This is a genomic window from Streptomyces sp. NPDC056161, from assembly GCF_042268025.1.
GTDB lineage: Bacteria > Actinomycetota > Actinomycetes > Streptomycetales > Streptomycetaceae > Streptomyces.
Window position 1 is genome coordinate 1 of record NZ_JBHJUV010000085.1, and the last position, 12,750, is coordinate 12,750.

Annotated in this window: 15 protein-coding genes and 3 pseudogenes; 8 read left to right on the forward strand and 10 right to left on the reverse strand. The window is 67.7% G+C overall.

Annotated elements, in window-relative coordinates:
• The 3 genes from ACFC09_RS42500 to ACFC09_RS42510 all read right to left on the reverse strand — a co-directional run.
• Nucleotides 1-608 (reverse strand): NADP-dependent oxidoreductase (locus ACFC09_RS42500; protein WP_376537919.1); only part of this gene is annotated, 608 nt, incomplete at its 3' end.
• Between the two features lie 2 nt (nucleotides 609-610).
• A complete protein-coding gene (locus tag ACFC09_RS42505; protein ID WP_376537921.1) occupies nucleotides 611-880 on the reverse strand; it encodes a hypothetical protein in 270 nt (89 codons plus the stop codon).
• A 586-nt stretch (nucleotides 881-1,466) separates the two neighbouring features.
• Entirely contained in the window at nucleotides 1,467-1,685 is a 219-nt protein-coding gene (locus ACFC09_RS42510; protein ID WP_376537923.1) for a hypothetical protein, read from the reverse strand.
• Between the two features lie 5 nt (nucleotides 1,686-1,690).
• Between ACFC09_RS42510 and ACFC09_RS42515 the strand changes: the two genes are divergently transcribed.
• Together ACFC09_RS42515 and ACFC09_RS42520 are read left to right on the forward strand one after the other, a co-directional pair.
• Nucleotides 1,691-1,885: a DDE-type integrase/transposase/recombinase gene (locus ACFC09_RS42515; protein ID WP_376537925.1), complete on the forward strand. Its 195-nt coding sequence runs from the start codon at nucleotides 1,691-1,693 to the stop codon at nucleotides 1,883-1,885.
• A gap of 91 nt (nucleotides 1,886-1,976) precedes the next feature.
• Nucleotides 1,977-2,186 carry an integrase core domain-containing protein gene (locus tag ACFC09_RS42520; RefSeq protein WP_376537927.1) on the forward strand — a complete coding sequence of 70 codons (210 nt, stop codon included), beginning with the start codon at nucleotides 1,977-1,979 and terminating at the stop codon, nucleotides 2,184-2,186.
• A 71-nt stretch (nucleotides 2,187-2,257) separates the two neighbouring features.
• On the opposite strand, the pseudogene ACFC09_RS42525 reads toward ACFC09_RS42520, so the two are convergent.
• Nucleotides 2,258-3,345: pseudogene (locus ACFC09_RS42525) on the reverse strand (alcohol dehydrogenase catalytic domain-containing protein).
• Between the two features lie 101 nt (nucleotides 3,346-3,446).
• Here ACFC09_RS42525 and ACFC09_RS42530 point away from each other — a divergent pair.
• Nucleotides 3,447-4,340 carry a LysR family transcriptional regulator gene (locus ACFC09_RS42530; RefSeq protein WP_376537929.1) on the forward strand — a complete coding sequence of 298 codons (894 nt, stop codon included), beginning with the start codon at nucleotides 3,447-3,449 and terminating at the stop codon, nucleotides 4,338-4,340.
• A 142-nt stretch (nucleotides 4,341-4,482) separates the two neighbouring features.
• Here the strand turns inward: ACFC09_RS42530 and ACFC09_RS42535 are convergent, their stop codons facing one another.
• The gene (locus ACFC09_RS42535) at nucleotides 4,483-4,665 is read right to left on the reverse strand and encodes a hypothetical protein (RefSeq protein ID WP_376537983.1); all 183 of its coding nucleotides are present in this window, start codon (nucleotides 4,663-4,665) and stop codon (nucleotides 4,483-4,485) included.
• On the opposite strand from ACFC09_RS42535, the gene ACFC09_RS42540 reads away from it, so the two are divergent.
• On the forward strand, nucleotides 4,664-4,738 hold the full coding sequence (locus tag ACFC09_RS42540; RefSeq protein WP_376537979.1) for a hypothetical protein: 75 nt from the start codon (nucleotides 4,664-4,666) through the stop codon (nucleotides 4,736-4,738). The two genes, ACFC09_RS42535 and ACFC09_RS42540, sit on opposite strands and share 2 nt — an antisense overlap.
• 136 nt (nucleotides 4,739-4,874) lie before the next feature.
• Here ACFC09_RS42540 and ACFC09_RS42545 read toward each other — a convergent pair.
• The 3 genes and pseudogenes from ACFC09_RS42545 to ACFC09_RS42555 all read right to left on the reverse strand — a co-directional run.
• Nucleotides 4,875-4,991, reverse strand: a pseudogene (locus ACFC09_RS42545) (IS5/IS1182 family transposase); the annotation flags it as partial.
• Between the two features lie 60 nt (nucleotides 4,992-5,051).
• Nucleotides 5,052-5,309 carry a transposase domain-containing protein gene (locus ACFC09_RS42550; RefSeq protein WP_376537981.1) on the reverse strand — a complete coding sequence of 86 codons (258 nt, stop codon included), beginning with the start codon at nucleotides 5,307-5,309 and terminating at the stop codon, nucleotides 5,052-5,054.
• 1 nt (nucleotide 5,310) lies between these two features.
• Nucleotides 5,311-6,036 carry a dienelactone hydrolase family protein gene (locus tag ACFC09_RS42555; RefSeq protein WP_376537931.1) on the reverse strand — a complete coding sequence of 242 codons (726 nt, stop codon included), beginning with the start codon at nucleotides 6,034-6,036 and terminating at the stop codon, nucleotides 5,311-5,313.
• Between the two features lie 751 nt (nucleotides 6,037-6,787).
• On the opposite strand from ACFC09_RS42555, the pseudogene ACFC09_RS42560 reads away from it, so the two are divergent.
• Nucleotides 6,788-7,060 (forward strand): annotated as a pseudogene (locus tag ACFC09_RS42560) (IS5/IS1182 family transposase); the annotation flags it as partial.
• A 375-nt stretch (nucleotides 7,061-7,435) separates the two neighbouring features.
• Nucleotides 7,436-8,455, forward strand: coding sequence for a DUF4331 family protein (locus ACFC09_RS42565; protein WP_376537933.1), 1,020 nt, complete (start codon nucleotides 7,436-7,438; stop codon nucleotides 8,453-8,455).
• Nucleotides 8,456-9,034: 579 nt separating this feature from the next.
• On the opposite strand, the gene ACFC09_RS42570 is transcribed toward ACFC09_RS42565, so the two are convergent.
• A complete protein-coding gene (locus ACFC09_RS42570) occupies nucleotides 9,035-9,208 on the reverse strand; it encodes a hypothetical protein (RefSeq protein ID WP_376537935.1) in 174 nt (57 codons plus the stop codon).
• Between the two features lie 337 nt (nucleotides 9,209-9,545).
• Entirely contained in the window at nucleotides 9,546-9,929 is a 384-nt protein-coding gene (locus ACFC09_RS42575; RefSeq protein ID WP_376537937.1) for a winged helix domain-containing protein, read from the reverse strand.
• Nucleotides 9,930-10,745: 816 nt separating this feature from the next.
• On the opposite strand from ACFC09_RS42575, the gene ACFC09_RS42580 reads away from it, so the two are divergent.
• Complete coding sequence (locus ACFC09_RS42580; RefSeq protein ID WP_376537939.1) at nucleotides 10,746-10,910, forward strand: hypothetical protein; 165 nt, start codon at nucleotides 10,746-10,748, stop codon at nucleotides 10,908-10,910.
• A gap of 139 nt (nucleotides 10,911-11,049) precedes the next feature.
• Nucleotides 11,050-12,627 (forward strand): ABC transporter substrate-binding protein, encoded by a 1,578-nt coding sequence (locus tag ACFC09_RS42585; RefSeq protein WP_376537941.1) that lies wholly within the window; start codon nucleotides 11,050-11,052, stop codon nucleotides 12,625-12,627.
• The last annotated feature ends 123 nt before the right edge of the window (nucleotides 12,628-12,750 follow it).

Sequence of the window (12,750 nt, forward strand, 5' to 3'; positions counted from 1 at the left end):
AAGTCGGCGGTGTGGTAGTCGATAACCTCATCCGCCCCCAGCCCCCGCACAAAAGCATGCTTAGCAGCGGAAGCCGTACCGATGACGTACGCACCCCGTGCCTTGGCGATCTGTACGGCGACATGTCCCACGCCGCCGGCCGCCGCATGCACCAGGACCCGTTGCCCCGGCTGCACCCGGGCAGTGTCGACGAGAGTCTGCCAGGCGGTAAGCGCCACCAGCGGAAGCGCGCCCGCCTCAATGTGGTTCAGTGCTGCGGGCTTGGGCGCGAAGGCACGGGCGGGACCGGTGACGTACTCGGCGTGCGAACCGCCCCCATACGGGTAGGGCAGCATACCGAACACCTCGTCGCCCGGTTCGAAGAGCGAGACGCCGACGCCCACCGCTTCGACAACACCGGACACGTCCCAGCCGAGCGTGAACGGGGGCTTTCCGAGAAAGATGCCGTATCTGCGGTGCTTCCAGTCGGTGGGGTTGACCCCGGCAGCATGGACGGCTACCAGGATCTGACCGACGCCGGGTTCCGGACGTTCGAGTTCGACCTCTTGGAGGACGTCCGGCTCCCCCAAGGCGTCCTGGGTGATGGCTCGCATCGTGTTCCTGCTCATGGTTACTCGAAATAACGAATCGGGTTCTTGACGAGGATCGTGTCTATGTCGTCCTCGGAAACGCCCGCCGCGCGCAGTGCGGGGAGAACGTCCTCACTGATGTGCCGATAGTTCCACCTGTCTCCGAAGTCACCGGCCTCGAAGAAGTCGATGTAGCAGGATGCGTCGTGCGAGACGACGACGCTCTCGGCATACCCTCGGCGAACAAGTTCCACGATGGTCGATACGCGCTGCTCAAATGGCAGGAATGCATCGACCCCGAATCGGTCCATACTCCGAGCTAGGAGGAGTCGATACTCCCCGCCGCCGTAGGAATCTTAGCCATGCCTTCTCCATATACGGAACTGCGTCTTGTGCGTGCTCGTTCGGGGAGGCGTCCAGGCTGTCGTCCACCGACGACGCCGGAGTGCCTCACCTCGGTGACCTGCGAGTTCCAATTGACCACTCCAGAGGCCAGGGAGCCATGACTGTTTCGAACAGGATCGTTACCCTGAAGGTATGGATCGGTTGGAACCCGCGAGCTGGACAACTTCGTGAATTTGCGCGACTCGCGCCCGGCCTCCCGTTCCGCTGCGGTTCCATCACCGGTGACCGCCCTCGGGGCCCAGCGCATAGGTGAGGATGTCCAGCCCTAGGGTCAGCTTCCGCAGATCCAGGACACCGACATCGGCTCGTACCGCCATCTCGACCTGTACGCCGGGCCCGCCCGCGACGTCCTCGGCGTGCGGCTGCAGGTCTCCATCGTCGAGCTACTCTTCCCGCTCCCCGCAGCTGAGGGCCATACACGAGCGTCTGGTCGCCGAGTACGGCGGCTGCTTCGACGGGACTCGCTTCTCCATCACCACACCGCTGGGTTCGTCACGTCGACGCCCCCGCAAGAGGTGCTGTGCGGGCGGTCGGCGAGACGTCCGCTGCCAGCACGATCCGGCCGTCCGACGCCCTCGGCAACGGCACCGAGACGAGTGCGCGACGCAGCCGGGGCACCACCGTTCCCGAGCCGTCGGCGCCTCGGCCGCCGGACCTGGTCGACCGCGACTTCACCGCCTCCCGGCCGGACCAACTGCGGGTGGCGGACATGACTTGTGTCCGCACCCTGGTCCGGCTGGGCGTACGTGGCGTTCGTCCTGGACGTGTACTCGCGGATGATCGTCGGCTGGCAGGCCGCGAACCACATGCGCACTGAACTCCCCCTGGCCGCACCGGAGATGGCGCTGTGGAGACGGAGGATCAAGAAGAACTCCGGCCTCTTTCAGCACAGCGACCGCGGGTCGCAATAGGTGTCAATTCGGCATAGTCGACCGGCTCACCGGCATCGGTGCCTGCGCGTCCGGCGGCTCGGTCGCGGTCGCGGACAGCTATGACAACGCCATGGCCGAGGCTCTGAACGGCACCTTCAAGGCCGAGCTGATCGAGATGCAAGGTCCCTGGAAGGACGTCGACCAGGTCGAACGGGTGATCTTCCAGTGGATCACGTGGTACAACGAAGAACGCCTCCACTCCGCACCCGACCACGTACCGCCCGGCGAATACGAACACGACTTCTGGCGGAGCCAGGAGCAAGTCCCGCAGTCCGCCTGAACCACCAAGATCGGACTCTACGAAACTCGGGGCAGCTCAGTCGTGCGGGTGGTGGGGATCAGTGGGCCTTGTCAGCCACCCGATGGGGTGAGGCTGGTGCGGTCGAACGGGCCACCGTGCGCGGCGGCGTACGCGATGGCGTCGTTGACAGCACCGAGGCCCAACGACCGGACTCGTTCGGGGGCGAGATCCAGAGTGCCCGAGGCGAGGAGCCGGATGATGCCGACATTGGCTGTGCGCGGGTACATCCACTGCCCGCGCACGGTGATCGAGTTGCGCATGATCCATGGGTACGGGAGTGCGAGGTCGTCGCCACCGAGCATGCCGACGCCGCCCATGAGGACGACGCGACCGTACTCGCGCACGGTCATGGCCCCCGCGCGCGACGCCGAGCTGGGTGCGCTCGGCGGGAGCAAGTCGATCACCATGTCGATCGGGCCGTCGGCCGCCGCGGACATCGTCGCGCGGTCGGTGGCCTCGTCTCCGGTCAGCGGGACCGGGCGCAGCCGCGGCCCGAACCGGTCGGCGAGGAGGTCGAGCGCGGCCTGGTTACGGCCCGGGGCGACCACGCGGCCCGCTCCCATCGCGAGCGCGACCGCGACCGCGCTGCTGCCGAGTTGCCGGTGGCCCCGCTGACGAGCAGCGTCTCGCCGGCTGCGAGCCCGCCTGCCAGCAGCCCGCCGTAGGAGATGGCGTGCACGGTGAGTGCGGCCCAGCGGGCCGGATCGTCCCCTGCCACGGTGGGCAGCGGGAAGACGTTCTCCGTCGGGACCCGCATGAACTCGGCGAACGAACCGTCGGGCAGGTACCGGGCGAGCCGCGCGCCGCCCTCGCCGCGCGAGCTCCAGCCCTGGAGCGTGATGTCGGGCGTCAGGGCGTCGTCCCGCGAGCGCACCGTCGAGTCGCACCACACCAGGTCGCCGATGCGCAGCCGGGTGGCGTCCGGGCCGACGTGGATGATCCGCCCCACGCCGCCGACACCGGGCACGACAGGAGGGACAAGGGGGTAGTTCCGCTTGCCATCGAAGACTTCGGCCGCGTAGGGCGCCACGCTGGCGGCGAGGACCTCGACCACCACCTCACCGCCTCCGGCCTCGGGGTCGGGCACCTCCCGCACCGTGAGCGGGGCGCCGAACTGCGTCAGAACTGCTGCTCGCACGTGATGACCTCCGTGTTCGTCCGTGCTCGTGGGATCGACGCTAGGAGCTGCACGGGCATTCGGGAAGCGATGATCTAGCATTTGTGGTATGCGTACACCGCATGGACATCTCCAGCACGGGACTGCGGGTCCTGCGGCAGATCGCTGAGTCCGGCAGCTTCACCGCGGCAGCTGCCCGACTCGGCTACACGCAGTCGGCCGTCTCACGCCAGGCCGCCGCCCTCGAACGCAGCGCCGAGACCCCTCTGTTCGAACGCCGCCCAGACGGGGTACGGCTCACTCCTTCCGGCTTGACCCTGCTGCGGCACGCCCACACAATCCTGGCCTCGCTCGCAGCGGCCGAGCGTGAGCTCGCCGGCACCGTCCCGCGGACCGAACTGGTGCGGCTCGGAGTAGTCCCGAGCGCGGGTGTGGTGATCCTGCCCGCCGCACTCGCACACCTCGCGGCGGCCGACCCGCAGATCACGGTCACCACCAGCGAGGGCACCACGCCCACCTTGATCCGGGCGCTGCGCGCGGGCTCGCTCGACCTCGCCGTGCTGACGTCCCGCCCACCCCACCGGCCCTTCGACGGTGACTCGCCGCGCCTGCACGTCGAGACCGCCGCGGACACCGAACTGGTCGTGGCAGTGCCCTCGACCGGAGAGTTCGCCGGACGCGCCACGGTGCACGTCGACGAACTGGTCGACGCCGCGTGGATCGCCACCCCGTCATCCAGCTCTGAGCCACTGCTCGGCGTCTGGCCCGGCCTGCCCGGACGGCCTCGCATCATCCATTCCGCGCGTGACTGGTTGACGAAGCTCCAGCTGGTCGCCGGCGGCTTCGGCGTGACGACGGTGCCGTCCCGGCTCTCACCGGTGCTACCGCCCGGGGTGAGCTTGCTACGCGTCGACGGCGCGCCCCCCGAGATCCGCCGGGTGCTCGTGGCACGCCTCCCCGGCCACCCCGCCCCGGCGATCACGGCCGTCACCCGAGCGATCACTTCGACCGCCTGAACCGCGGCCAAGGCCGCGCACGACGGCTCACCGACCTCGCCCTGTCCCGTGAACGGCTCATCGTCCGGCGTCCCGGCAAACAGCACATCGTCTACCTGGACGAACTCACCTACCGCTGCGACTCCGCATGGCTCCGTGAACGTCACCGCCGCTGGCCGTAGCGGAGGTGGAGGGTGACTCCGATGGAGACCCCTGCCGGCAGATCGAGACGGCTGACCGATCGCAGGGACCAGCGGAAGAGGACCGCGCCGAGCAGTGCGGCCGTGCGGAAGCGCAGGCCGACGAAGAAGCCCGCGACGAATCGGCCCGATTGGGCCGCCCTCATGGCCAAGCGGCGCCGCAAGACCCTTGTGGCCTGCGAAGCCTGCCATGCGGACATCCACAGCCGTCCTCAATGATCACGGAGCAGTCACTGGAAAGCGACGTGCGGTGAAAGTCGCATGCGTCGTTTGGGCTGGGGGCCGTCGGAGAAGGACCTGCGCAGCAGACACCTCGCCGACAGCCCACCAGTACCAGTCTCGCGCATCGGGGAGCGCGGCCCTGGTGGCCGCTGACGGAACGGTGCCGGTTCTTCCAGGCCGTGAGCACCGGCTCGATCAACGCCTACTGCTCGTCCGTCAAGTTGCCCTGGTACGGCTTGCGTTCACTCACCCCACCGATCCCAGCAGGCCACCGGCAACGCACCGCCACGTTCCGCCTCCGTCCACACCATCAGGCGACGCCGAAATGCCCTATATGGCTACGAACCACCCACTCATGGCTCTGCCCGGAGGACAGGCACATCACCAACACGAAGTAGACCACCAGCCGGGACGGCAGCAGCCGGTTCCGCTGCTGCCCTCGACCCGTCTCCGCCAACACCTCGTCCACAAGCGACCGAGGTAAGCACCGGCGGTGGGTGGCCGAGCTTGGTAAGTGGTGACGGTCGACCGGCTTGGTTTGCGGTCCGGAATCGCGGTTGCCGACCAGATCACTCCGTTATGGGCAGGCACTCGGCAAGCAGGTCGACGACGTCACGCCAAGCTCGCTGCGCGTGCCATGGGTGGTAGCCGACGCCGGGGAGCACAGTGTGGCCGACCGGTGGGTGGTGGAAGGCGTGCAAGGCGCCGCCGTAGACCACGAGGCGCCAGTCGACGCCTGCGGCCTGCATCTCGGCGGTGAACGCGTCCCGTTGCGCGGGCGGCATGATCGGGTCTTCCGACCCGACCCCGGCCCACACCGGGCAGCGAATGCGCGCCGTCTCGCCCGGTCGGCCCGTGGTCAGTGCGTTGACTGTCCCGATCGCGCGCAGGTTGACGCCGTCGCGCCCGAGTTCCAGCGCGATTGCGCCCCCAGTGCCGTAGCCGACGGCGGCGATCCGGTTGGGGTCGGTCCGCGGTTCGCCGCGGAGCACGTCGAGCGCCGCGTGGCCGATGCCTCGCATCCGGTCCGGGTCGGCGAGCAGCGGCATGCAACGGGCCAGCATCTCCTCGGGGTCGCCCAAATAGCGCCCTCCGTGGAGGTCGAAGGCCAGCGCCACGTAGCCCAGCTCGGCGAGCGCATCGGCCCGGCGGCGCTCGACGTCGCTGAGCCCCATCCCCTCGGGCCCGACCAGGACCGCGGGCCGGCGGTCGACACCGGCCGGGAGCGCGAGGTGCCCGATCATCGTCAGGCCGTCGGCCGCATATTCGACCGTGCGCGTTGTAACCGTCGTCATGAACCTGGACTGTAGTGATCGCCGAGCCCGGTCGGGCCGGTGTTCTGCCGCTGGCAGAAGGCAGGTCTCTGGCATGCGTATTCCGGAACCACCCCGTCAGCGGTTCAGCTGAGCCATCAAGTCCCGGTTCGCGGCGCGTGCGGCGGCGAGGTCCTCGTCGCGCCGGCGAGTTCGGAGCGGAGTTCGAGGATCCGCTGCTCCAACTCGCCGATCCGGCGGGTAAGTTTTTCGACATCGGCGGGGGCACTGAGCCCGAAGGCTTCCCAGACGGCCTGTCCGAGCGCTTCGGACAGGCGTCGTTCGAGCCGGGTGATGTGCGCGGAGAGACGGCCGTTGCGGGCCGTGCGGTTCGCGACGTCGGCCGGCAGCGACTGGCGGCTGACCTGGGCCCGGTGGTAGCGCCGGGCGGCGGTTCGGCTGCGCGGGCCAGGACGGCCGCGTGCAGGTCGCCGTGGCGGTGAATCGGGCTGCGGTGGACGCCGGCCGCGCGGGCGACCGCGGAGACGGTGACCTCCTCGCCGTTGGCGGCGAGCTGGTCGAGGGCCTTGAAGACTCGGGCCCGGCGGCTCATGAACCACGCGCCTTCGACGACAACTACGACGTGCACGACAGGGCGACGAGAAGCGTCGTACACCGCTCCCCACCTCCGGGTGATGCGACAGTGCACGACGCCGTCACGAACCAGAGAGACCGTCGCGAGCTACCTGCTGCGCATCGCCGACACCACCGCCACCGCCCAGCGCGGGGCGACGCGCCCGCGGCGCTGCGGGTGCTGCCACAGGTGGCGACCCTGCGGCAGGTGTGGGTACAGCACTTCCATCTGGTGGAGGGCGAGGTGGAGCGGCGGGACCCAAAAGACCGCCCACCGGGGGCGAAGCGCCTGGTCACCCCGTATGACGCCGAGGCTCGCCGCAGCGTCAAACGCGACACGATGTGGAACGGCTACAAGGTCCATCTCACCGAGACCCGCAAGGCCGACACGGTGCATCTGATCACGAACGTGACCACGAGCGTCGCCACCCTTGGGCGGAGGCCACGAGACGCCCCAGGCGGCGAGCTGGTCGCGCTTCCAGCCGCCGACGCGCGTGCGGGCGGCTTCGACCTCTTCGGACGAGGGCAGGTCGGGCGTGGTCAGCGACCGCCCATGAGTGACGGCAGCCATGACAAGCTCCCCACTACGGGGAGAACCAAATGGCCGTTGGCAGATGTTTCGGCGGCATTGCTGCGCATGTCTGTGGCCCATTCGAGGGTTCTTTGACGGAGACTCTTTTCCCGAGAGGCGGTCGGACTGGTGCGGTGGGCTAGCGTGACTCACAACCGCCCAGGCACTGGACCATCCCGCGGAACGGCCGTGACGCTCTGGCGGTCCCTCAGCGAGCGAGCAGAGGAGTCGCCCGACATGTCCAACCATTTCACCGGCCTCAGCCTTGGACCGCCGCTCGGCGACCAGCGCCTCGATCTCTGCGATCTTTACGCCTTCCAGGCCCCTGGCGATCCGAGCAGGACCGTCCTCATCCTCAACGCCAACCCGAACGCCGATGCCCTCCACCCCGACGCCGTATACCGGCTCAACATCGACAACGACGGCGACTACCTGACCGACATCGCCTTCAGTTGGGTCTTCAGCCCGCCGGAAGCCGACGGCTCGCAGACCTACAACGTCTTCAAGGCAACCGGTGCTGATTCCCGCACGCCCGAGGCAGTCGGCACCAAGATCGTGTCGGACGCAGCCGTCTCCTTCGGCCCGCAGGCCAACGTGGTCGGCAGCGGCGACTGCAAGGTGGCGGCTGGCAGCCGCAGTGATGCCTTCTTCTTCGACTTCGACGGCATCAAGAACCTGTTCGACACCAGCGGCAAACGGAATTTCACCGCACCGCATCTGGGCGGAAAGTCCCCGTGGACCGGGGTCGATTCCAACACCACGGCCAACGTCTTCTCCATGGCCATCGAACTGCCGACCGCGGAGCTGGCCCCCAGGCCCGAGCTCCACATCTGGGGCCGGTGCAGCGTCCTGCGCGACGGCGAACTCATCCACGCGGACCGGGCCGGGCACCCATCGGTGAGCAGCTTCTTCAACACCGATGACACAAAGGAGGAGTACAACGCCAGCGAGCCGGTCAACGACCGGGCCAGGTGGACGGACCAGTTCGTCCACCTGCTGGGCCACACCGGCAGCTACACGCGCGAAGAGGCGATCACAGCGCTCGACGAGCACGGCCTCCTGCCGGACGTCCTGCGCTTCGACCCCTCCAAGCCTGCCGCGTACCCCAATGGCCGGACATTCACCGAAGACGTCATCGACATCCGCGTCGCGTTCCTCACCAAGAACGAGGCGCCCCCCACCGGTCTGACCCCGCACACCGACACCCTGGACCGGTTCCCGTACCTGGGCGACCCGCACCCGGCAACCACCTCCTGAGGCCCTGACAATCGCTACCGCGGAGCACGGATCCCGGCTCCGTGGACCATCGACACGGCAGCCGGTACCGGCTGACCGCAGGGCAGGACACGGGTGGAGAGCCGGATCCGCGGAAACACGCACGTCCGGTTCGGGTCGGCAGCTCGGGGAAACGGAACGACGGCGACGCCGTCACCGCGTCCCGAGCCGACCGCACAGGGACACACCGCCGTCACCTTCGCTCCCCGCTCACATGCGACTGCGGCGGCGGCGCCCGTGCCTGTCCCCCACATCGAGGACCCGTACGCCCAGCCCGACCAAGGCAGCGTCGAGGAGCCCAAGCACCGGGTACCCGCAGAGTTTGCCAAAACTGGCAGATCAGCGGCGACGCAGTTCCTCGGACCAGTTCCGGAGCGGGTCGGTGAGAATGAGGTTGTCGCCGCGGCTCACGGTCTGGAGCAGTTGGGTGCATACGGTCGCTTCGGCGGCGAGGCCGGCTGGACTGCCCAGGATGGGGAAGGCGTCGCGGACGCGGGCGGCGGTGTCCGGCTGGAGGAGCGTGTGAGCGTAGAGCGCGGCGGCGTCGAATCCTTGCGAAGCCTAGCCCCAGCCTTCCCAGTCCAGGATGCGCAGGGGTTCGGTGAGGTTCGCCCAGTGCAGGTCGCCGTGGGCGGTGGTCCAGGAGGTCACGGCGGGGGCTGGGATGCCCAGGAACTCGGGGATGGACCGGTCCATGTACTGCGGCCGTACGGCGACGCGGTCGGTGGCGGCCACTGCCGTCTTCTCCAGCGCCCCCGCAAGCGTTGTATGCGATTGCGGTGGATCTGCCGGCGCACGTACTCCGGAGTGAGGCTGTGCCCGGTGACGGCCTGGTCCTCAGTGAGGACACCGGCGTTCACGGCTTCGGCGCCGGTGGCCGCGGTGAAGTAACCGGCCTTCGTGGAGATCCGCAAGGACAGCTGAGCGGCCAAGGCCGGGGTGAGCGGGGTCTGGGCGCGGCCGGTGGCGTAGTTGGGGGCGGTGTCGATCCATTGTGCGCCGGAGGCGGCCGCGCGGGCAGCCGCCTCCGGGATCGCCCGGCACCGGTAGGTGCCCAGCACGAGCTGTGCTGTCACAGCAGGCTCCCCACCACGGCGGCCTGCCCGGCAACGAGCTCCTGAAGAACCAGCCCGACGACGTCCTTCAGAGCGAGGCCGGCCGTGTCGGCGAGCGCGGCCAGGTCCATGGTGCGGCCGTCAACCAGCGGTCGGAGCACCGCCTCCGCCTCGCGCGCAACCTCGTACGCGGTGCTGGCGGCGGACAGCGTCACCATGTCCTCGCCGACGTCCAGCACGGCGCGGGCGGTGGTCAGCCGCGCCCGCAGGCCGCCGTCGACCGGGACGGCGTCGATGAACGGCAGGCTCGGCACCATCCGGCCGACGGCGTCCATCGCCGTCCGGTAACGGGTGAGCAGCTCGGGGTCGTGCAGCTCACGACGTTGAGGAGACCTGTCCACCACTCGGGAACAGGTCCCGTATCTCTGTGTTCCGGGACCGGCCCGGCTCGGACATCAACCGGCGGTTTTGAAGTGAACCGTTGGATCATGTGGCGCGTTGTGTGTGCAGAAAAGAGGCTGTGCTTCTTCGGCTGAGTCCTCGGAGGGAGTGCCGGGGGGTGGTGACGAAGGCTGGGGAAGGCCGGGGCAGTTCTGTGGCCGCTGCCCCTTGCCGGGGCGCCGCCCGCTCTGGTGGCCGTCTTGAAGAGACTTGGTCCCGGTTCGGGTTTACGTGATGGAGGACTTCTTGGATCAGCCCACTGGTACCGGCGACCGCGACCAGTCCGCGGCCTGGATCCAGGCTCTGTACTTCCCGCAGGACGGCTCACTCCCTCTGGTCCCGACCAACGTACTGACAACACTGACGAGGAGAGACGCGCCTGAGCCGGAGGCGAAGGCCCGGCAGCGGATGCACCATCTCCCCAAGCCCAAGTACCGGAACGGTACTGCGGAGGAGAAGGTACTGCGGGATGCGGAGATTCCTTTGCTGCCCCGGGAGAGCGGCGGTTTCCACATCGAACCGGGCGTAACGCGGGAGAACGCTTTGAAGGGGGCGGGTTCTTCTGCCGTGCCGGCTCTGCCGCCCAGGCATCGGCCTCAGATTGCCGCCCCTGCCTCTTCGCCGCCCGTGGCAGAAGTGCCCGCCTGGCCGGCGCGGCTCGCCGCCGGTGCAGCGGGTGTCGCCGGAGACCCGTTCGCAACCGACGGGTATGGGGGAGCCACGGCGGCGGGCCGGGCTCGTGCCAGGCCGACAGCGGTCTGCCACCCGGCACCGGGATGCCGTGGACACAGGACCATATCCCCCTGGGCCAGGGTGACGATCCTGCGCAGCCCGGATCCCCCGAGGCGCACCCAGGGTTCGCGGAGGCGCTGTCCGGCGGCTCCGGGGACGGGTTGAACCCGGTCGTCTACGAGGACGTGGACGTACCGGAAAACCTGTGATGACGGCAAGAACATCCCCACCACGGACGACCTAAACCCGGTGACGCTCCCGCCGAAAGCCTGGCACCCGCACGAGCCGACTAATTCGCCCCTGGATAGTTACCCTCCTACAGCCAAAACCGAAAGTGAGTAATGCGCAGTGAACAAGCGTAGCCAGTTGACGCTGCTGCCGGTGTTGACGGGAATCGCCACCGTCGCGTTGACCGGTTGTGGATCCGGTCTCGGCGGATGGATGAACGAAGGCCCGCACTTGGTCGTCGGCATGTCCGACGACGTCCTGGCCACCGACCCGGCTTCCGGATATGACCCGGGCTCGTGGTTGTTGTTCAACAATGTGTTCCAGTCGCTGCTCAGCTTTCCCAACGGTGCGACCGTCCCGAAGCCAGAGGCGGCCAAGGAGTGTTCCTTCATGGACTCGCAGACCACCGTCTACCAATGCACCCTCAAAGACGACTTGAAGTTCAGCAACGGCGACCAGCTCACCGCGGAAGACGTCAAATTCTCCTTCGACCGGCTGCTTGCGATCGATGACGCGGCCGGCCCGGCGGTGATGTTCTCCACTCTCGGTACAGTCCAGACGCCGAACGACAAGACCGTGGTCTTCCATCTCAAGACCCCCGACGCGACCTTCCCGAGCAAGCTGGCCTCCGGCGCCGGATCCATCGTGGACCGTCAACAGTACAACGGGAACCAGCTGCGCAAGGACGACAGGGCGGTCGGCTCCGGGCCTTACAAGCTCGATTCCTTCGGCAAGGACGAGGCCGTGTTCTCGGTCAACGAGAACTACAAGGGAACCGCCAAGGTCAGGAACTCCGGTGTCACACTGAAATTCTTCCACGGCAACCGGAGCGCGCTGAAGCAGGCCGTGACCGACGGCGGGGTCGACATCGCCTACCGAGGTCTGAGCGTTCACGACATCGCCGACATCCAGCAGCACGGCCAGATGCAGGGCATCGACGTCGTCGAGGGCAGCAGCGCCGAGGTCCAGCACCTGGTCTTCAACATGGATGATCCGGTAGCCGGAAAACTCGGCGTACGCAAGGCGATCGCCTACCTGCTGAACCGGGAGTCGCTCATCAATCAAATCTACCAGGACACCGCGATCCCCCTTTACTCGATCATCCCGGCCGGAATCGTTGGTCACAACACCGCCTTCGCCGACACTTACGGGACCAACCCGTCCAAGGCCAAGGCCGCTGCAGCGCTCAGTGCCGACGGCATCCGGGACAAGGTCAAACTGACGCTCTGGTCGACCCCGACCCGCTACGGCCCCGCCACCGACCAGGAACTCAAGGCGATCGCCGCCCAGCTCAACGCCAGCGGACTCTTCCAGGCCGATGTCCGGTCCGTTTCGTTCTCCCGGTACGAGAAGGACATAGCCGACGGGAAATACGGCGTCTACGTCAAGGGCTGGGTGCCCGACTACCCCGATGCCGACAACTTCACAGCCCCCCTCTTCGGCGACGGCAACGTCCTGAGCAACAACTACTCCAACCACACCATCACCGGCGAACTGCTTCCGGCCACCGCCGCGCAGAGCGACCGCGCGGCCACCGTCCAGGAATTCGGCAGAATTCAGAACCTGGTTGCCGAGCAGGTCCCCGTACTGCCCGTCTGGCAGGGCAAGCAGTACGCGGTACTCCGCGACAATGTTCACGGCATCGAGTATTGCCTGGACGCCTCCACCGTGTTCCGCTTCTGGGAACTCAGCAAGTGAACCGCATCAGGCATGTCGAACTTTACTGAGGTTGAACTCGTGGAGTCCGGTGGCTCGTAACGATTCTTGATCGTTGCGGTACGACATCGTCATGCGATACGTGCACTCAAATCATTCTGAAAT